General features: G+C 60.3%; 18 protein-coding genes. 10 read left to right on the top strand and 8 right to left on the bottom strand.

All coding sequences use genetic code 11. From position 1 onward, the window contains the following. The 6 genes from KI231_RS17405 to KI231_RS17380 form a co-directional block, all read right to left on the bottom strand. A complete protein-coding gene (locus tag KI231_RS17405; RefSeq protein WP_103305749.1) occupies positions 1-753 on the bottom strand; it encodes a GntR family transcriptional regulator in 753 nt (250 codons plus the stop codon). Positions 754-811: 58 nt separating this feature from the next. Continuing rightward, complete coding sequence (locus KI231_RS17400; RefSeq protein ID WP_212809231.1) at positions 812-1,201, bottom strand: carboxymuconolactone decarboxylase family protein; 390 nt, start codon at positions 1,199-1,201, stop codon at positions 812-814. Positions 1,202-1,335: 134 nt separating this feature from the next. Continuing rightward, a complete protein-coding gene (locus KI231_RS17395) occupies positions 1,336-1,821 on the bottom strand; it encodes a flavin reductase family protein (protein WP_194934316.1) in 486 nt (161 codons plus the stop codon). Between the two features lie 12 nt (positions 1,822-1,833). Next, positions 1,834-3,315 (bottom strand): aldehyde dehydrogenase, encoded by a 1,482-nt coding sequence (locus tag KI231_RS17390; protein WP_212809230.1) that lies wholly within the window; start codon positions 3,313-3,315, stop codon positions 1,834-1,836. Then, positions 3,312-4,145 (bottom strand): alpha/beta fold hydrolase, encoded by an 834-nt coding sequence (locus KI231_RS17385; protein ID WP_212809229.1) that lies wholly within the window; start codon positions 4,143-4,145, stop codon positions 3,312-3,314. The genes KI231_RS17390 and KI231_RS17385 overlap by 4 nt, the downstream gene beginning before the upstream one ends. 31 nt (positions 4,146-4,176) lie before the next feature. Beyond that, on the bottom strand, positions 4,177-4,767 hold the full coding sequence (locus KI231_RS17380; protein WP_007917992.1) for an amino acid synthesis family protein: 591 nt from the start codon (positions 4,765-4,767) through the stop codon (positions 4,177-4,179). Between the two features lie 450 nt (positions 4,768-5,217). Between KI231_RS17380 and KI231_RS17375 the strand changes: the two genes are divergently transcribed. Together KI231_RS17375 and KI231_RS17370 are read left to right on the top strand one after the other, a co-directional pair. Continuing rightward, complete coding sequence (locus tag KI231_RS17375; protein WP_212809228.1) at positions 5,218-6,261, top strand: WD40/YVTN/BNR-like repeat-containing protein; 1,044 nt, start codon at positions 5,218-5,220, stop codon at positions 6,259-6,261. After that, entirely contained in the window at positions 6,258-8,642 is a 2,385-nt protein-coding gene (locus KI231_RS17370) for an efflux RND transporter permease subunit (RefSeq protein WP_212809227.1), read from the top strand. The genes KI231_RS17375 and KI231_RS17370 overlap by 4 nt, the downstream gene beginning before the upstream one ends. 178 nt (positions 8,643-8,820) lie before the next feature. Here KI231_RS17370 and KI231_RS17365 read toward each other — a convergent pair whose 3' ends face one another. Both KI231_RS17365 and KI231_RS17360 read right to left on the bottom strand, forming a co-directional pair. Next, entirely contained in the window at positions 8,821-9,540 is a 720-nt protein-coding gene (locus KI231_RS17365) for a FadR/GntR family transcriptional regulator (RefSeq protein ID WP_103305757.1), read from the bottom strand. A 187-nt stretch (positions 9,541-9,727) separates the two neighbouring features. Beyond that, positions 9,728-11,464, bottom strand: coding sequence for an IlvD/Edd family dehydratase (locus KI231_RS17360; RefSeq protein ID WP_212809226.1), 1,737 nt, complete (start codon positions 11,462-11,464; stop codon positions 9,728-9,730). Between the two features lie 193 nt (positions 11,465-11,657). On the opposite strand from KI231_RS17360, the gene KI231_RS17355 reads away from it, so the two are divergent. From KI231_RS17355 to KI231_RS17320, 8 genes are all read left to right on the top strand, one after another. Beyond that, a complete protein-coding gene (locus tag KI231_RS17355; RefSeq protein ID WP_103305758.1) occupies positions 11,658-12,980 on the top strand; it encodes an MFS transporter in 1,323 nt (440 codons plus the stop codon). Between the two features lie 153 nt (positions 12,981-13,133). Continuing rightward, the gene (gene araD1, locus KI231_RS17350) at positions 13,134-14,126 is read left to right on the top strand and encodes an AraD1 family protein (RefSeq protein WP_212809225.1); all 993 of its coding nucleotides are present in this window, start codon (positions 13,134-13,136) and stop codon (positions 14,124-14,126) included. Positions 14,127-14,135: 9 nt separating this feature from the next. Then, on the top strand, positions 14,136-15,716 hold the full coding sequence (locus KI231_RS17345) for an aldehyde dehydrogenase (NADP(+)) (RefSeq protein WP_103305760.1): 1,581 nt from the start codon (positions 14,136-14,138) through the stop codon (positions 15,714-15,716). Between the two features lie 181 nt (positions 15,717-15,897). Beyond that, positions 15,898-16,188, top strand: a complete 291-nt coding sequence (locus KI231_RS17340) for a DUF5629 family protein (protein WP_103305761.1) — start codon at positions 15,898-15,900, stop codon at positions 16,186-16,188. Then, the gene (locus KI231_RS17335; protein WP_212809224.1) at positions 16,175-17,350 is read left to right on the top strand and encodes a lactonase family protein; all 1,176 of its coding nucleotides are present in this window, start codon (positions 16,175-16,177) and stop codon (positions 17,348-17,350) included. Before KI231_RS17340 ends, KI231_RS17335 begins: the two co-directional genes overlap by 14 nt. A 156-nt stretch (positions 17,351-17,506) precedes the next feature. Next, entirely contained in the window at positions 17,507-17,686 is a 180-nt protein-coding gene (locus KI231_RS17330; protein ID WP_007917967.1) for a hypothetical protein, read from the top strand. A 356-nt stretch (positions 17,687-18,042) separates the two neighbouring features. Then, positions 18,043-18,255, top strand: a complete 213-nt coding sequence (locus tag KI231_RS17325; RefSeq protein WP_212809223.1) for a hypothetical protein — start codon at positions 18,043-18,045, stop codon at positions 18,253-18,255. Next, positions 18,252-18,509, top strand: coding sequence for a hypothetical protein (locus KI231_RS17320; RefSeq protein ID WP_212809222.1), 258 nt, complete (start codon positions 18,252-18,254; stop codon positions 18,507-18,509). The genes KI231_RS17325 and KI231_RS17320 overlap by 4 nt, the downstream gene beginning before the upstream one ends. The last annotated feature ends 21 nt before the right edge of the window (positions 18,510-18,530 follow it).

Here is an 18,530-nt window from a genome sequence, read left to right as displayed (position 1 = left end):
TCAGTGACCTATACGAGGTTCTTTCAGCGCAATCGGCAGGGTGATTGGCGGGGTAGCCCCGGTCTCTTCCTGCTTGCGCTTGAGATAGTCGAGGGCAACGGCTGCGGCAGCACGAACGTGATCAACACAGGCCTGATGCGCCGCCAGCGGATCGCCGCTCTTGATCGCCGCGACCATTTTTTCCATTTCCTGATTACTCGCGCCGCGACGGTTTTCCTGGGAAACCGAAGTCGCACGCAAGTAGCTGATGCGAGCCTGCAACTGACGCAACTGAGTCGCCGCGACATGGTTGCCCGAACCTTCCAACAGCACGTCGTAGAAACCCTGCACCGAGTCGATCACCTGTTGCAGTTCGCCGTCCTTGAGTGCCTTGCGGTTCTCGTCGAGGGCTTTTTCCAGGGCTTTGATGTCCTTGGCCTTGGCGCGCAGCGTGAACAGCTGGACGATCAAGCCTTCCAGTACGCAACGCAGCTCATAGATATCGACGGCATCGGCGAGGGTGATGATTGCCACGCGCGGGCCTTTGGCATCGGCGAATTCCACCAGGCCTTCGGATTCAAGGTGACGCAAGGCTTCGCGCACCGATGTGCGGCTGACACCCAGGCGATCACACAGATCGCGCTCGACCAGACGATCGCCCGGCATGAGCTGGAAATTCATGATCGCGCTACGCAGTTTATCCAGCACGATTTCGCGCAGGGTAACGGGGTTGCGATTGACCTTGAAGCTGTCGTCGAGTGGCTGGCGTTTCATGGGGTCCGCTCTTTACTGTGGCTGTCCATGCCAGACGGGCATCAAAACAGCCGAGGGGTTAACTGGAGGTCTCGGCGTCGGCTTCGGCGAAGGCTTCACGGGCGAGCCGGAAACTGTCCACGGCCGCCGGGACGCCGCAATAAATGCCGACCTGAAGCACAATTTCGCGTATTTGCTCACGACTCAGGCCGTTACGCAAGGCGCCGCGCACATGCAGCTTGAGTTCGTGCGGGCGGTTGAGCGCCGAGATCATCGCCAGGTTGATCATGCTGCGCTCCTTGAGCGACAAGCCTTCGCGGCCCCAGACATGACCCCAACAGTATTCGGTGACCATTTCCTGCAGCGGACGGGTGAAGTCGTCGGCGTTGTCGATCGAGCGCTGGACGTAGGTTTCGCCCAAGACCTGGGTGCGGATCTCCAGGCCTTTTTCGTACTTCTCGTTATTCATAAATCCTCCAGTCACCACAAATCCCTTGTCGGAGTGAGCCTGCTCGCGATTGCGGTGGATCAGTCGACATCAATGTTGAATGTCAGTCCGCTATCGCGAGCAGGCTCACTCCTACAGGGATTTGTGTGAATCCGTCAGGCCAGGGTCGGCAGGGGGCCGAGCTTGCCTTTGTGGTAGATCATCGGCGTCACCGGTTGCGCCGGCAGGATCAGGTTCTTCACCGCGCCCACGATGATTGCGTGATCACCGCCGTCGTATTCCCGCCACAGCTCACACTCGATGATCGCCGTCGCTTTGGCCAGAATCGGGTTACCGAGTTCGCTCAAATGCCACTCGATATCCTTGGCCTTGTCCTTGCCTTTACCGGCAAACGCATAGGCCTCGGCGGTCTGGTCGGCGGACAGCAAATGGATCGCGAACTTCTTGCTGTCGCGCAAAACCGGATAGGTGTCGGAAGCGTAGTTGGGACAGAACAGCACCAGCGCCGGGTCAATCGACAGCGCGCTGAAGGCGCTGGCGGTGATGCCGACGATGCCGCCTTCCGGGTCGAGGGTGGTGACCACCGTGACGCCAGACGGAAACGAACTCATCACGTCTTTGTAAATGCCGGGTTCGATCATTTCGCAGGACTCCTAGCGCATCACAAACGGATCAGGCATTGGCGCCTGAGAGAGGTTGATCCACACCGTTTTCAGTTCGGTGTAAGCCAGCACCGAGTCGATGCCGCTTTCGCGTCCATAGCCACTGTTCTTGAAGCCGCCAATCGGCGCCATCGCCGACACCGCGCGGTAAGTGTTGACCCAGATAATCCCTGAACGAACATCACGAGCGAGGCGATGGGCGCGACCGAGATCGCGGGTCCAGATGCCGGCGGCGAGGCCGAACTGCGAGTCGTTGGCGATCGCCAGCGCTTCAGCTTCATCTTTGAATCGAATCACCGAAGCCACCGGGCCGAACACTTCTTCCTGCATGATCTTCATCGAATTGCGGTCGCATTCGAACAGCGTCGGCTCGTAGAACCAGCCTTCACCAAGACCTGCCGGACGCTTGCCGCCGGTACGCAAACGCGCACCTTCTGCGATGGCATCAGCCACAAGACCTTCGACCACCGCCAGCTGCTGCGCAGTGGCCATCGGGCCCATCTCACTGTTGTCTTCCTGTGGGTTGCCGATGCGAATGCGTTGGGCGCGCTCGACCAGTCGGTTAACGAACTCGTCGTAGATTTCGTCCTGCACCAACAGGCGCGAACCCGACACACAACTTTGCCCAGAGGCGGCGTAGATCCCGGCGATGGCGCCGTTGATCGCGCTGTCCAGATCGGCATCGGCGAAGATGATGTTCGGCGACTTGCCGCCCAGTTCCAGCGACAGCTTGGCGAAGTTCTCGGCGCTGCTGCGCACCACATGCCGCGCCGTCGCCGCGCCGCCAGTGAAGGCGATCTTGCGGATCAGCGGATGACGGGTGAGGGCGGCGCCGGTGCTCGGGCCATACCCGGTGACGACGTTGACCACGCCCGGCGGAATCCCGGCTTCGAGGGCCAGACGCGCCAGCTCCAGAATCGTCGCCGAAGCGTGCTCGGACGGCTTGATCACAATCGTGTTGCCGGCGGCGAGGGCCGGGGCGAGTTTGATTGCAGTCAGGTACAGCGGGCTGTTCCACGGAATGATCGCGGCGACCACACCCATCGCTTCGTGCACGGTGTAGGCGAACAGGTCGGGCTTATCCAGCGGCAGCGTGCCGCCTTCGAGCTTGTCGGCGAGGCCTGCGGTGTAGTGGAAGAACTCCGGCAGATAACCGACCTGACCCCGGGTTTCGCGGATCAGTTTGCCGTTGTCGCGGCTTTCCAGCTGCGCCAGTTGTTCCTTGTTTTCCGCAATCAGGTCACCGAGGCGACGCAGCAGTTTGCCCCGTGCGGTGGCGGTGAGGCCGCGCCAGGCCGGGCTGTCGAACGCGGCCTGCGCCGATTGCACGGCGCGTTCGACGTCCGCTTCATCGGCGTCGGGCAGTTCGGCCCAGGCTTGTGCGGAGGCCGGGTTGAGGCTTTCGAAAGTCTTGCCGGAGAGGGCGTCGACCCATTCTCCGCCGATGCACATCTGGAAGCGTGCGAGTGTCATGCAACGATCCCCTTTATTTGGTTTTGTCGGGAGTGTGCGAATTGGAGAAATTCCAGCAGCGTCTGGTTGACCAGTCGCGGCGACTCTACGGGCATCATATGCCGTTGCTCGGGCAGCACGGCAACCTTCGCGCCGGGGATGCGCCGGGCCAGTTGCTCGGCCATTTCCGGGGTCGAACCCGGGTCGAGTTCGCCGGTGGCAATCAGCGTCGGCGCCTGAATGCTGCCCAGGTCGTCGGCGCGGTACATGTCTTGGGTGGCGAACAGCTCATAAGTGGTCAGATAGCCTTGCGGATCATTGCCGGCGAGGGTCTGGCGGATCGCGGCGATCTGCGCCGGGTTAGCCGCCTGATATTCACGGCTGAACCAGCGTGACAGCGCCGCTTCGGCATTGGCGTCCGGTCCATGTTCGGCAGCCTGAGCGGTGCGGGCGATAACGCCGGCACGCTGCTCTTCGCTGCGGTTGAACACACTGTTCAACACCACAAGGCTTTGCAGGCGCTGCGGGTAATGCAAGGCAAACGCCCGCGCCACCAGCCCGCCCATGGAAAAACCGATCACCGCTGCCTCAGGCAGGTTCAAGTGATCGAGTAGTTCCAGCAACTGATCAGCGTACCCGAGCAGGTCGGTGCCGCTGGCCGGTCGCGGGCTGGCGCCGTGGCCGAGCATGTCGTAGGCGATCACCTGATATTGGGCCGACAGGCCAACGATCTGGCCGCCCCACATTTCTTTGTTCAGGCCCACGCCGTGGATCAAGACCACGGTCTGGCCTTGGCCGGTCGCCAGGTAACTGGTGCCAGCCGGGGTGAGTTCAGCGGTGAGCCGAATCATGGAGCGCTCCTGCAATGCCTTTTTATTGTGATTACTGGGCTTTTTCGGCGGCCAGTTCTTCCAGATCGATGTAACGGTTGCCGATGCGCGGATGCAGGCGACCACCGTCGGCGCAACCGAGCACCACGACGATTTCGTCGGCACGCGGCGCGTCTTCGATCTGCATTTCCAGGGTGATGTAGTGCGAACGCTGGCCTTCGTCGTCCTTGTGCATCATCGGGATCTGGATCGAGGTGCCCGGGCCGCCGCGCTTGTTGGTGAAGCTCAGATAGCTCTTGGCGTTGACCGCTTCGCGATAGTGATTGCCAAAGCGCAGGGTGTGGATCACGGCGGAGGCGTGTTCGATTTCGCCATCGGCGCCGACCACGGCCGCTTTGCCGTAGGCCTCGATCTTCTCGGCGCCGCCGATGATGCCAACCAGACGCTCGACCATCAGTGCACCGAGGTCGGAGCAATTGGCGCGGATCTGCGGCTTGAGGTCTTCAACGAAACCGTTACCCACCCACGGGTTTTTCATCACCACGGCGAGGCCGACCATGGTCACTGGCTTGTCAGTGGCCTTACCGCCTTCGATGAAGGTCTCTTCGACATAGCTGACGATCTTGCGAATTTCGAAACTCATGAGCTGCTCCGTTGGGGGATTGAGAGTGTCTGTGCGTATGATGGTATACCATAATACTGATCGTGCAAGTCCCCCTCACAAGATTTGCCGCATCACTCCGGCGAATGGTCATGCATTCAAATCCCGAAGCCCCCACGATCCCTTGTAGGAGTGAGCCTGCTCGCGATAGCGGTGTGTCAACTGAACAATTGCTAACTGACACACCGCTATCGCGAGCAGGCTCACTCCTACAAGGGGAATATCTCGGCAATAGCGGGCCGCTTTTGGTTAACAAAAGATAACGTGGCGCCGATTGTCAGACGTTTCTAAAGCCCGATAGGATGGGCCAGCTTCCGAAGTGGCTCTGGATTGCGGGTTTCAGGACTATGCTTCTGACCAGCCATCACTGGAGCACACTTGCGGCGCCCTTGAAGGCCAGATGGCCTAACAATAATAAATAGGGGAAGGTCTATGAGTCGTTGCCGCCCGCCGGCGTTACGCAACACCGCGTTGCTGGCCACAGCACTCTCTCTGCTGGGCTTCGCCACGTTGTCGGCACCTGTGATCGCCGCCGAGGCCCCGGCCGACGTGGTGTACGCCACCGAATCCGCCAAAGCCACGAAAAGCCTGATTCTCGATGTTGTCCACGCCGGAACGCGGCTGGTGGCGGTCGGAGATCGCGGGCACATCGTCTATTCCGATGACCAGGGCAAGACCTGGACTCAAGCCAAGGTGCCGAGCCGGCAACTGCTCACGGCGGTGTACTTTGTCGACGACAAGCACGGCTGGGCGGTCGGCCATGACGCGCAGATTCTCGCCAGCGAAGACGGCGGTCTGACCTGGACCAAGCAATTCGAAGACCTCAAACGTGAATCGCCGCTGCTCGACGTCTGGTTCAAGGACGTCAACAGCGGCCTCGCCGTGGGCGCGTATGGCGCGCTGCTGGAAACCACCGACGGCGGCAAACACTGGGAAGACGTCAGCGACCGCCTCGACAACGAAGACCAGTTCCACCTCAACGCCATCGCGGCGGTGAAAGACGCCGGGCTGTTCATCGTCGGCGAGTCCGGCAGCATGTTCCGCTCCGCCGACTGGGGCCAGACCTGGGAAAAACTCGAAGGCCCGTACGAGGGCTCGCTGTTCGGCGTGATCGGCACCGCGCAAGCGCAGACCCTGCTGGCCTACGGTCTGCGCGGCAACCTTTACCGCTCCACCGATTTCGGCAGCACTTGGGAACAGGTCGAACTGAAAGCCGCGCGCGGTGCGCTGGAGTTCGGCCTGTCCGGCGCCACGCTGCTGGCGGACGGCTCCATCGTCATCGTCGGCAACGGCGGTTCGGTGATCAGCAGTAGCGACAATGGCGAAACCTTCAGCGTGTTCAACCGCCCGGATCGCATTTCGCTGTCCTCGGTCACTGCGGCTGGCGACGGCAACCTGATTCTGACCGGGCAGGGCGGTGTGCACACCACACTGCCAAACGGCGCCGAGATCAATAATAAGAAGGCGGGGCTATGACTTCCTTGATCACTCCTCAGCAGGACAAGGCGACGTTCCTCGAACGTCTGATTTTCAACAACCGGCCGGCCGTGATCCTTATCTGTCTGGTGGTCAGTATTTTCCTGTTCTGGCAGGCCACGCTGATCCGGCCGTCTACCAGCTTCGAAAAAATGATCCCGCTCAAGCATCCGTTCATCGAGAAGATGATGGAGCACCGCAACGATCTGGCGAACCTGGGCAACACCGTGCGGATTTCGGTGGAAGCCACCGACGGCGACATCTTCTCCAAGGAGTACATGGAGACCCTGCGTCAGATCAACGACGAGGTGTTCTACATCTCCGGCGTCGACCGTTCCGGCCTCAAGTCGCTGTGGAGCCCGAGCGTACGCTGGACCGAAGTGACCGAAGAAGGTTTTGCCGGCGGCGAAGTGATCCCGCAGAGCTACAACGGCTCGCAGGACAGCCTCGACCTGCTGCGCAATAACGTGCTCAAGTCCGGTCAGGTCGGGCGTCTGGTGGCCAACGACTTCAAGTCGAGCATTGTCGACATCCCGTTGCTGGAGTCCTATCCGGACCCGGATGACCAGGGCAAGTTGCTGGCGCTGGACTACCGCAAGTTCTCCCATGAACTCGAAGACAAGATCCGCAACAAGTTCGAAGCGCAGAACCCTAACGTCAAGATCCACATCGTCGGTTTCGCCAAGAAGGTCGGTGACCTGATCGACGGGCTGGTGATGGTGGTGATGTTCTTCGGCATCGCCTTCGTCATCACCCTGATCCTGCTGTTGTGGTTCACCAATTGCTTGCGCAGCACCATCGCGGTGTTGAGCACGACACTGGTGGCGGTGGTCTGGCAGCTCGGCCTGATGCACTTCTTCGGCTTTGGGCTCGATCCGTATTCGATGCTGGTGCCGTTCCTGATTTTCGCCATCGGCATTTCCCACGGCGTGCAGAAGATCAACGGTATCGCCCTGCAATCCAGTGAGGCCGATAACGCCCTGACCGCAGCGCGACGCACCTTCCGGCAACTGTTCCTGCCGGGGATGATCGCGATTCTCGCGGATGCGGTGGGCTTCATCACCTTGTTGATCATCGACATCGGCGTGATCCGTGAACTGGCCATCGGCGCGTCGATCGGCGTGGCAGTGATCGTGTTCACCAACCTGATCCTGCTGCCGGTAGCGATTTCCTATGTCGGCATCAGCAAGCGGGCGATTGCCAAGAGCAAGAAGGACGCGAACCGCGAACACCCGTTCTGGCGCCTGCTGTCGAACTTCGCCAACCCGAAAGTCGCACGCATCTCGGTAGTGCTGGCGCTGATCGCCTTCGGCGGCGGCCTCTGGTACAGCCAGAACCTGAAAATCGGTGACCTCGACCAGGGCGCGCCGGAACTGCGCCCGGACTCGCGCTACAACAAGGACAACAACTTCATCATCAACAACTACTCGACCAGTTCCGACGTGCTGGTGGTGATGGTCAAGACCAAGGCTGAAGGCTGTTCACGCTTTGAGGCCATGGCGCCAATCGACGAGCTGATGTGGAAGATGCAGAACACCGAGGGCGTGCAGTCGGCGATCTCGCTGGTGACTGTGTCCAAGCAGATGATCAAGGGCATGAACGAGGGCAACCTGAAATGGGAAACCCTGTCGCGTAACCCGGATGTGCTGAACAACTCGATTGCTCGCGCTGACGGTCTGTACAACAACAGTTGCTCGCTGGCGCCGGTGCTGGTGTTCCTCAACGATCACAAGGCCGAAACCCTCGATCGTGCGGTGCATGCGGTGCAGGAATTCGCCAAGGACAACAACAAGGACGGTCTGGAATTCATCCTCGCTGCCGGTAATGCCGGGATCGAAGCGGCCACCAACGAAGTCATCAAACAGGCTGAGCTGACCATCTTGATCCTGGTGTACATCTGCGTGGCGGTGATGTGCATGATCACCTTCCGCTCGTGGGCGGCGACCCTGTGCATCGTGTTGCCGCTGGTGCTGACCTCGGTACTCGGCAACGCGCTGATGGCGTTCATGGGCATCGGCGTGAAAGTCGCCACGCTGCCGGTGGTGGCGCTGGGTGTGGGGATTGGTGTCGACTACGGCATCTACATCTACAGCCGCCTGGAAAGCTTCCTGCGTGCCGGTCTGCCGTTGCAGGAGGCCTATTACCAGACCCTGAAATCCACCGGTAAAGCGGTGCTGTTCACCGGTCTGTGCCTGGCCATCGGCGTGTGCACCTGGATCTTCTCGGCGATCAAGTTCCAGGCCGACATGGGCCTGATGCTGACCTTCATGCTGCTGTGGAACATGTTCGGTGCGCTGTGGCTGTTGCCGGCACTGGCCAAGTTCCTGATCAAACCGGAGAAGCTGGCGGGGCAGAAGGGCAACTCGCTGTTTGCTCACTGATCTGCAAGGCTGAAACGACAAAGCCGCAACCTCAGGGTTGCGGCTTTTTTACATCTTATGATCCACACAAAACCCTGTGGGAGCTGGCTTGCCAGCGATAGCGGACTAACATCCAACAGCAATGTTGAATGCTAAGCCCTCATCGCTGGCAAGCCAGCTCCCACAGGTTCTTTGGTGTTCAGGAAAGTTCTGTGCCTAGCACGACGCTGAGCGCACTCCGCGCATCATCCAACTGCACCAACGTCGCATGCCGTGCCCCCAACGCATCGCGATTTTCGATCGCGGTGAGAATCGCCTTGTGCCGAGGCAACGCCAATTCATGCAGATTCGGCCGTTGATTCGAATGCTTCAACGCTTCGGCAATCGCCACAGACAGCATGTTGCACAAGTTCGCCAGCAAATCATTGTGCGTCGCATCGGCAATCCGGCTATGAAAGTCCAGATCCGGTTGCAACAGGGCTTCCGGCGTCGGCGCCGCTTCCATGCGTTGGTAGGCTTCGCCGATGAGGGCAATGTCGGCCTCGGTCGCATGTTGGGCGGCGAGGGCGGCGGCGGCGGGTTCGATGATGCTGCGCACGCTGGTCAGCACGTTGAAAAACTCATTCTGCGGGCTGCTTTGCATCAGCCAGTGCAGCACATCCGGATCGAGCATGTGCCACTCGCGCCGAGCCTTGACCACCGTGCCGACACGCGGTTTGGAATACACCAGCCCCTTGGCCACCAGCACCCGCGTGGCTTCACGCAACACCGGCCGACTGACCGCGTACTCCTCGCAGAGCAAGGCTTCGGCGGGCAGTTTGTCATCGGGCAAAAAGCGTCCGGAGACGATCTGCATGCCCAGTTCCTGGACGATGCGCGAGTGCATGCTTTTACGGTCGGAAGGTTTGCGGTAATCCATGGGGAACGGCGCGATCCTGAGCGATGGAGATGGCGCGCATCATAGCAGGCACGACACAATCTTGAGGCGTATACAAAAAGCAAATGTGGGAGCTGGCTTGCCAGCGATGGCGGAGTGTCAGTCAACATGAATGTCAGCTGAAAGACCGTAATCGCTGGCAAGCCAGCTCCCACAGGGGACGGCGGTGTTAGTGGGAATGGCGTGGCACTTCGGCGCCTCGGCACCCGACCAGGAAGTCAAAATCACAGCCCTGATCCGCCTGCAGCACATGCTCGATGTACAGCTGACGATACCCGCCCACCAACAATTGCTGCGGCGGTTGCAGATCGGCCATGCGCGCCGCCAGCTCGGCATCCGGAATATCCAGATGCAAACGTCCGGTCGCGCAATCCAGCTCGATCCAGTCGCCTTCCTTGACCGTTGCCAAAGGCCCACCAGCCGCTGCTTCCGGCGCTACGTGCAAAACCACGGTGCCGTACGCCGTGCCGCTCATCCGCGCGTCAGAAATGCGCACCATGTCGGTCACACCCTGCGCCAACAGCTTCGCCGGCAGCCCCATGTTGCCGACCTCGGCCATGCCCGGATAACCCTTCGGCCCGCAGTTCTTCATCACCAGAATGGAATCTTTATCGACATCCAGTTCCGGATCGTTGATCCGCGCCTTGTACATGTCGAAGTTCTCGAACACCACCGCACGGCCACGATGTTGCATCAGTTCCGGGGTGGCGGCGGACGGCTTGAGCACCGCGCCGAGTGGCGCCAGGTTGCCGCGCAACACGCAAATCCCACCGTCGGCGCGGATCGGATTGTCGAGCGTGCGGATCACTTCGTCCTCGCCATAGATCGGCGCGTCCTTGGTGTTCTCGCCGATGGACTTGCCATTGACGGTCAATGCGTTCGGATTAGGGATCAGATTGGCTTCACCGAGACGGCGTAGCACCGCAGGTAGCCCCCCGGCGTAATAGAACTCTTCCATCAGGAAACGCCCGGACGGTTGCAGGTCGACGATGGTCGGCATGCCGCGCCCGATGCGCGTCCAGTCGTCCAGATCCAGCTCTACACCGATGCGTCCGGCGATGGCTTTCAAGTGAATCACCGCGTTGGTCGAGCCGCCGATGGCAGCGTTGACCCGAATAGCGTTCTCGAAGGCTTCCTTGGTCAGAATCTTCGACAGTTTCAGATCCTCGCGAACCATCTCCACGGCACGCATACCGGACATGTGTGCCAACACATAACGCCGCGCATCCACCGCCGGAATCGCCGCGTTGTGCGGCAGGGAAGTGCCGAGAGCTTCCGCCATGCAGGCCATGGTCGACGCGGTGCCCATGGTGTTGCAGGTGCCCGCGGAACGCGACATGCCGCCCTCGGCCGCCAGAAAATCGTCAATGGTGATGGTGCCGGCCTTGACCTGTTCGCTGAGCTGCCAGACCACAGTGCCGGAGCCGATGTCCTTGCCTTTGTGCTTGCCGTTGAGCATCGGCCCGCCGGTCACGACGATGGCCGGCACGTCGCAACTGGCCGCGCCCATCAGCAGCGCCGGGGTGGTTTTGTCGCAACCGGTCAGCAGCACCACGCCGTCAATCGGGTTGCCGCGAATCGCTTCTTCAACGTCCATGCTCGCCAGGTTGCGCGTCAGCATCGCGGTCGGGCGCAGGTTCGATTCGCCATTGGAGAACACCGGGAATTCCACCGGGAAACCACCGGCCTCGATCACCCCGCGTTTGACGTGCTCCGCGATCTGGCGGAAGTGCGCGTTGCACGGGGTCAGTTCCGACCAGGTGTTGCAGATGCCGATGATCGGCTTGCCATGAAACTGGTGGTCGGCGATGCCCTGATTCTTCATCCAGCTGCGGTACATGAAGCCGTTCTTGTCGGCCGTGCCAAACCATTGGGCGGAGCGCAGGGTGGGTTTCTTATCAGACATGATCGATTCTCTTATTGTATGACTATAGTGTTCGAGCTATGGCCTAACATAAGCGCAAAATCGACGGTTTGGAAGTGTTGTTGGGTAATTAGTATTACTATATAGTCGTTTTCGACGGAGGGATGGCCCTGACGGTTTTTCGTGAGAGGCGTCCCCCGAGGTTCTATAAAAACAACAATCGGAGACCGATCTCATGAGCCAGGAACTGCGGCTGATCCGGCGCATTACGCTGAAACTGATTCCCTTCCTGATCCTGCTATACCTGATCGCCTATGTGGATCGCTCCGCCGTCGGCTTCGCCAAGCTGCACATGGGCGCCGACATCGGCATCGGCGACGCCGCCTACGGTCTCGGCGCCGGGCTGTTTTTCATCGGCTACTTTCTCCTCGAAATCCCCAGCAACCTGATGCTCGAACGCTTCGGTGCGCGGCGCTGGTTTGCGCGGATCATGATTACCTGGGGCGCCATCACCATCGGCATGGCCTTCGTCCAGGGGCCGCACAGTTTCTACGTGATGCGCTTTCTGCTCGGCGCGGCGGAGGCGGGGTTCTTCCCCGGCGTTCTGTACTACATCACCCAATGGTTCCCGGTGCGCCATCGCGGCAAGATCCTTGGCCTGTTCATCCTCTCGCAACCCATCGCGATGATGATTACCGGCCCGGTGTCCGGCGGCCTGCTGGGCATGGACGGCATCCTTGGGCTGCATGGCTGGCAGTGGCTGTTCATCGTCATCGGCACCCCGGCGATCCTGCTGACCTGGCCGGTACTGCGCTGGTTGCCGGATGGCCCGCAACAAGTGAAATGGATGGATCAGGCCGAGAAAGACTGGCTGACCGGCGAGCTGAAAAAGGATTTGCAGGCATACGGTCAGACCCGTCACGGCAATCCGCTGCATGCGCTGAAAGACAAGCGAGTGTTGCTGCTGGCGCTGTTTTATCTGCCGGTGACGTTGAGCATTTATGGGCTCGGTTTGTGGCTACCGACGCTTATCAAGCAGTTCGGTGGCAGCGATCTGGTCACCGGTTTTGTATCGTCGGTGCCATACATCTTCGGGATCATCGGCTTGCTGATCGTGCCGCGCAGTTCCGACCGTATGAATGATCGCTACGGCCATCTCGCCGTGCTCTACGTGCTCGGTGCGATTGGCCTGTTCATGAGCGCGTGGCTGTCGTTACCGGTAGCGCAACTGGCGGCGCTGTGCCTGGTCGCTTTCGCGCTGTTTTCCTGTACGGCGGTGTTCTGGACTTTGCCAGGGCGGTTCTTTGCTGGCGCGAGTGCGGCGGCGGGGATCGCACTGATCAACTCGGTGGGGAATCTTGGCGGGTACATCGGACCGTTCGTGATTGGTGCGTTGAAGGAGTACACCGGGAATCTGGCTTCAGGTCTGTACTTCCTCTCCGGGGTGATGGTGTTCGGGTTGATCCTGACCGGAATCGTCTACCGTGTGCTGGAACGTAAACACGTCCTGCCAGTCGACCAGTTTGCTGCCAGCGCCCGTGGTGCCACGCGAACCTGATATCAAACGATCCATCACCGCAAACCCTGTGGGAGCTGGCTTGCCAGCGATAGCAATCTGTCAGTCACATCAATGCTGAATGTGCCGCCGCCATCGCTGGCAAGCCAGCTCCCACAGGGATCAGCGGTGTTTTCGAAGGAATAGGAGAAGAACATGCATCTGGTTCAATTCGAATTAAGCAACGGCGAGCGCCGCGTCGGCGTGGTCGAGGACGGTCTCGTGCGCGAAGTGCAAGACGCCCGCAGCACCCGCGATCTGGCGCTGGCCGCCATCGAGGCTGGCAGCACCCTCGAACGGCAAGTACACACCCTCGGCCTGGGTATCAGCCACGACTATGCGCAGTTGCTCAAAGACCTGCGCATCCTGCCGCCGCTCGATCATCCGGACCCGGCGCACACGCTGGTCAGTGGCACCGGTCTGACGCATTTGGGCAGTGCTTCGGCCCGGGACAAAATGCATCAGCAAGCGGGCGACGAAGCGACGATGACCGACACCATGCGCATCTTCAAATGGGGCGTGGAGGGTGGCAAACCGGCGGCGGGGCAGGCCGGCGTGCAGCCGGAATGGTTCTACAAGGGCGACGGCAGCATCGTCGTGCGTCCGGGCCAACCGTTCCCGCTGCCGCCGTTCGCCGAGGACGCCGGCGAAGAGCCGGAGATGGCCGGGCTCTACGTCATCGGGCAGGACGGCAAACCGTATCGGCTGGGCTTTGCGGTCGGCAACGAGTTTTCCGACCACATCATGGAACGCAAGAATTACCTGTACCTCGCGCACTCGAAACTGCGCAGTTGCAGTTATGGCCCGGAACTTCGCGTCGGCGAACTGCCTCAACATCTTGTAGGCAGCAGTCGCATTCTGCGCGACGGCGAAGTGCTGTGGCAGAACGAGTTTCTCAGCGGCGAGGCGAACATGTGTCACAGCCTCGCCAACCTCGAATACCACCACTTCAAATACAGCCAGTTCCTGCGTCCGGGCGACGTGCACATTCACTTCTTCGGCACCGCGACCCTGTCGTTTGCCGACGGCATCCGCACGCAACCGGGCGATGTGTTCGAGATCAGCCAGGCCGAATTCGGCGCCCCGCTGGTCAATGGCATCGCCCCGGTTGCAGCGGCTTTTGAACCGGACAGCATCGGCACCCTTTAAGGAGATCCCATGACTCAGATTCTCGGTCACAACTACATCGGCGGGCAGCGTAGCGCAGCTGGCGACGTCAAACTGCAATCCGTCGATGCAACGACGGGCGAGCAATTGCCTCACGATTTCATCCAGGCCACGGAGCAGGAAGTCGACGCCGCCGCCAAAGCCGCCGCTGCCGCGTACCCGGCTTATCGCAGCCTCAGCGCTGAACGCCGCGCACAGTTTCTCGATGCGATTGCCGATGAACTGGACGCACTCGGCGATGACTTCGTTGCCGTGGTCTGCCGCGAAACGGCATTGCCAGCCGGGCGTATTCAAGGTGAACGCGGGCGTACCAGCGGGCAGATGCGCCTGTTCGCCAAAGTGCTGCGCCGTGGTGATTTTTATGGGGCGCGGATCGATCTGCCGCTGCCGGATCGTCAACCGTTGCCGCGTCCCGATTTGCGCCAGTACCGCATCGGCCTCGGCCCGGTAGCGGTGTTCGGCGCCAGCAACTTTCCGCTGGCATTTTCCACCGCTGGCGGTGACACCGCGTCGGCCCTGGCCGCCGGTTGCCCGGTGGTGTTCAAGGCACACAGCGGCCATATGGCGACAGCGGAACTGGTCGCCGATGCGCTGATTCGTGCGGCGGAAAAAACCGCGATGCCCGCCGGCGTATTCAACATGGTTTATGGCGGCGGCGTCGGTGAATGGCTGGTCAAACATCCGGCGATCCAGGCTGTCGGCTTCACTGGCTCGCTCAAGGGCGGGCGTGCCTTGTGCGACATGGCGGCGGCACGCCCGCAACCGATCCCGGTGTTCGCCGAGATGTCGAGCATCAATCCGGTGATCGTTCTGCCGCAGGCGCTGGCCGAGCGCTCGGAAACCGTTGCCCGCGATCTCACCGCGTCGGTGGTGCAGGGCTGTGGTCAGTTCTGTACCAATCCGGGCTTGGTCATCGGGATCCGCTCGCCGCAGTTCAGCGCGTTCGTGCAGCAGGTTGCCGGGCTGATTGGCGATCAACCGGCGCAAACCATGCTCAACGCTGGCACCCTCGGCGGCTACGGCAAAGGTTTGCAGAAGCTGCTGGCGCATCCTGGCGTCGAGCATCTGGCCGGCAATCCACAGCAGGGCAATCAGGCGCAGCCGCAATTGTTCAAGGCTGATGCAAGCCTGTTGATCGAAGGCGATGAAGTGCTGCAGGAAGAAGTCTTCGGCCCGACCACGGTGATTGTCGAAGTCGCGGACAAGGCGCAACTCAGCGCGGCGTTGCTGGGGCTGCACGGCCAACTCACCGCGACGATTATCGGCGAGCAGGCGGACTTCGAACGCTTCCCGGAACTGACACCGCTGCTGGAACAGAAGGTCGGGCGGATCCTGCTCAACGGCTATCCGACTGGCGTTGAAGTGTGCGATTCGATGGTGCACGGTGGGCCGTATCCGGCGACGTCCGATGCGCGCGGCACCTCCGTCGGCACGCTCGCCATTGATCGCTTCCTGCGCCCGGTGTGCTTCCAGAACTACCCGGACAGCTTGCTGCCCGAGCCGCTGAAGAATGCCAACCCGTTGCGCATCCAGCGACTGGTCGACGGCAAGCCATCGCGCGACGCCATTTAAAGCAACCCCAATCCCCTGTGGGAGCTGGCTTGCCAGCGATGACTGCGGCACATCCAACATTGATGTGTCAGACAGATTGCTATCGCTGGCAAGTCGAATCGTCGCACCGCAGCTCCCACAGGGGTTCTGCGTCGCCAATGAGCTATCATTGGCCCTTTCCCCCCTAGAAAGACTGTTTGCCATGACTGCCCAAACCCTTCTCGACGTCCTCGAACACTCCGATATGGTCGAAATCGACGGCTTGCATGCCTTCGAATTTTCTCTCGACGAAGACGACAACCTGCACATCGAATGCATGGATGGCCGAGCGGCCAAGCACTGGGAGTTCACGCCGGCGCAGGTCGCAGCAGCAACCTTTGATAATGACCTGCAAAGCTGGTTGATCGTTGGTGATTCCGGTGAGCACCGCTTGGTCTGCAGCGAAGCCTTCGGCGGCAGCGACGATGAGGATGAAACCGATGAAAATGCGTAAATTCTGGCCGCTGCTGATGGCCGGCAGCGTCGGCGCGATGGGCCTTTCCAGCGCCAGCGCGGAAAACTTCCAGCTGCTGGTCGGCTCTTACACCGCAGGCACCAGCCAGGGCATCTATCGAATGAACTTCGACAGCGTCACCGGCCAGATCGCCACCAAACCGCTGCAAGTGATCAAGAGTGAAAACCCGTCGTGGCTGACCCTCTCCAAAGACCAGAAACGCCTGTTCGTGGTCAATGAAAATGGCCCTGGCCAGAAAGACCCGGTCGGTCGCGTCAGCAGCTATGCGATCGATCCGAAGACCCACGCGTTGAGCCTGATCAATCAAGTGCAAAGCCTGGGTAACGAACCCACCCATTCGAGCCTCAGCGCGGACGCCAGCCATCTGTTCGTCAGCAACTATTCGGTGATGGAAGATCCGGGCGGAACGCTGGCGGTGTTGCCGGTCGGCGCCGACGGCAAGTTGAAACCGGTGGTGCAGATGAGCGCGCACCCGGCGAGCCGGGTCAATCCCGAGCGTCAGGCCTCGAACCACGTGCACTCGACGGTATCTTCGCCGGACGGCCGCTATGTGTTCTCCAACGACCTGGGGGCGGACAAGGTCTTCATCTACAAATTCGACCCGAAAGCCAATCCTGACTTGCCGCTGACCCCGGCCAAAACCGCCTCGGTGACTTTGCCTGCCGGCAGTGGCCCGCGTCATCTGCTGTTCAGCGCTGACGGCAAACACGCCTGGCTGACCATGGAAATGAGCGCGCAGGTTGCGGTGTTCGACTACAACGACGGCGTGCTGACCCAGACGCAACTGGTCGATCTGGCCGCTGGCCAACCGACATCGGACAAGGCCGGGGCGGCGCTGCATGCTTCCGCTGACGGCAAATTCCTCTACGTCAGCAACCGTGGCACCGCTAATCAACTGCTGGTGTTCAGCATTGATCCGGCGACCGGCCAGCTCAAAGAGCTGCAAAAACGTGCGGTGGAAGGTGATCACCCGCGCGAATTCAGCCTCGATCCGAGTGGCAGATTCCTGCTGATCGCCAACCAGAAAAGCAACGAAATTGTCGTCGTCGAACGCGATGGCAAGACCGGTCTGCTCGGCAAAACCGTGCAGAAACTGCCGATGGATGCCCCGAGCGACCTCAAGTTTCTAGTGCGACAATAAGCCACAGGCCCCGGTTTACGGGGCCTGTCTCTTTGTATTAATCGCGCTGATAACTGCTAATGCTACAAAGCATTTCAAGCGATCAACCCTCGAGCGTTAAGTTTGCTCCACGGCCCAACCGGGCAAGCAAGCCAACCGAACACGAGGGTTACCGCCATGAACTTCAATCTCTTCTCCGTTATCGCCGCTTCCGCCATCTCCGCCACCGTGGTTCTGCCAGCCAGCGCCAACGTTGAAATCAACAGCAAAAAATCCCACACCCAGAGCTACACCCAGAAATACCTGCAACAGAGCGCCAACTTCTACGCCGCCCTGGATCACAAAGCCCAACACTGAAATTCCCGCCTCGCGCGACTCCCTATAGGAGCTGCCGAAGGCTGCAGTCTTGATCTTGCCCTTGGGATCGTTCCCATGCTCTGCGTGGGAACGCAGCCCGTGACGCTCCGCGTCACTGGACGCAGAGCGTCCCAAGAGGCATTCCCATGCTGAGCATGGGAACGATCAGATCGCAGCCTTCGGCAGCTCCTACACGTTTGCGTGTGTTTTTCGCGGCACGATAGGTTTCTTCAAACTCGCAAATAGACTGGCTAAATAATCAACGAAGCTGATGGTTACTATGGGAAACGCTGAGTGGTTAGCTGAAGTTTTTTGATCGATTCTGTGGCCATCGAAACATGCCCACGGAGAACACCATGGCCAGCGCAATCATCTCTTCTGCCAAATTCGGCGCCTACCTGGCCATCGGTCTTTACCTGGCTCTGGTGCTCGTCGTCAGCATCTCATCGCAACTGGAACACACCTTCGAAGCGCCGATTCAAGTCGCAAACCCCGGCATCCAGTTTGAACACCGTTCGCACAGCGTGATGGTTGATAGGACTGAACTCGCAGGAGTCGGCGGAGCATGAAAGGCTACAGACTCTGGGTGATTGCCGGTCTGGCATTAATCACCAATGGCGCTTCATTACTGGGGATTGGTCAAGGCTCGGTCGGTGCATTGGCCCGGGCCATAGAGGCCAACCACAACATTGCGCACAACATTGAGCGGGCAAATACGCTGGGGCTGCTGGCCGGTAATCCACCGGCAAAGGTCTCGGTCGATTTCCTCGGGCCGTTTGAAGTGGATTGCTCGGCGTTGGGTATGTGCGATGCGCTGGCGTAACCCAATAACGGGCTGAACACC

Source organism: Pseudomonas sp. Seg1 (genome assembly GCF_018326005.1).
GTDB lineage: Bacteria > Pseudomonadota > Gammaproteobacteria > Pseudomonadales > Pseudomonadaceae > Aquipseudomonas.
This window is presented reverse-complemented; position numbering and strand designations above follow the sequence as displayed.

Excerpts from the sequence above, each read along its gene's own strand:
- KI231_RS17375 (WP_212809228.1), top strand. The coding sequence starts at position 5,218 with ATGAGTCGTTGCCGCCCGCCGGCGTTACGCAACACCGCGTTGCTGGCC.
- KI231_RS17370 (WP_212809227.1), top strand. The coding sequence starts at position 6,258 with ATGACTTCCTTGATCACTCCTCAGCAGGACAAGGCGACGTTCCTCGAA.
- araD1 (WP_212809225.1), top strand. The coding sequence starts at position 13,134 with ATGCATCTGGTTCAATTCGAATTAAGCAACGGCGAGCGCCGCGTCGGC.
- KI231_RS17335 (WP_212809224.1), top strand. The coding sequence starts at position 16,175 with ATGAAAATGCGTAAATTCTGGCCGCTGCTGATGGCCGGCAGCGTCGGC.
- KI231_RS17345 (WP_103305760.1), top strand. The coding sequence starts at position 14,136 with ATGACTCAGATTCTCGGTCACAACTACATCGGCGGGCAGCGTAGCGCA.
- KI231_RS17400 (WP_212809231.1), bottom strand. The coding sequence starts at position 1,201 with ATGAATAACGAGAAGTACGAAAAAGGCCTGGAGATCCGCACCCAGGTC.
- KI231_RS17395 (WP_194934316.1), bottom strand. The coding sequence starts at position 1,821 with ATGATCGAACCCGGCATTTACAAAGACGTGATGAGTTCGTTTCCGTCT.
- KI231_RS17390 (WP_212809230.1), bottom strand. The coding sequence starts at position 3,315 with ATGACACTCGCACGCTTCCAGATGTGCATCGGCGGAGAATGGGTCGAC.
- KI231_RS17360 (WP_212809226.1), bottom strand. The coding sequence starts at position 11,464 with ATGTCTGATAAGAAACCCACCCTGCGCTCCGCCCAATGGTTTGGCACG.
- KI231_RS17365 (WP_103305757.1), bottom strand. The coding sequence starts at position 9,540 with ATGGATTACCGCAAACCTTCCGACCGTAAAAGCATGCACTCGCGCATC.
- KI231_RS17380 (WP_007917992.1), bottom strand. The coding sequence starts at position 4,767 with ATGAGTTTCGAAATTCGCAAGATCGTCAGCTATGTCGAAGAGACCTTC.
- KI231_RS17385 (WP_212809229.1), bottom strand. The coding sequence starts at position 4,145 with ATGATTCGGCTCACCGCTGAACTCACCCCGGCTGGCACCAGTTACCTG.
- KI231_RS17325 (WP_212809223.1), top strand. The coding sequence starts at position 18,043 with ATGGCCAGCGCAATCATCTCTTCTGCCAAATTCGGCGCCTACCTGGCC.
- KI231_RS17340 (WP_103305761.1), top strand. The coding sequence starts at position 15,898 with ATGACTGCCCAAACCCTTCTCGACGTCCTCGAACACTCCGATATGGTC.
- KI231_RS17330 (WP_007917967.1), top strand. The coding sequence starts at position 17,507 with ATGAACTTCAATCTCTTCTCCGTTATCGCCGCTTCCGCCATCTCCGCC.
- KI231_RS17320 (WP_212809222.1), top strand. The coding sequence starts at position 18,252 with ATGAAAGGCTACAGACTCTGGGTGATTGCCGGTCTGGCATTAATCACC.
- KI231_RS17405 (WP_103305749.1), bottom strand. The coding sequence starts at position 753 with ATGAAACGCCAGCCACTCGACGACAGCTTCAAGGTCAATCGCAACCCC.
- KI231_RS17355 (WP_103305758.1), top strand. The coding sequence starts at position 11,658 with ATGAGCCAGGAACTGCGGCTGATCCGGCGCATTACGCTGAAACTGATT.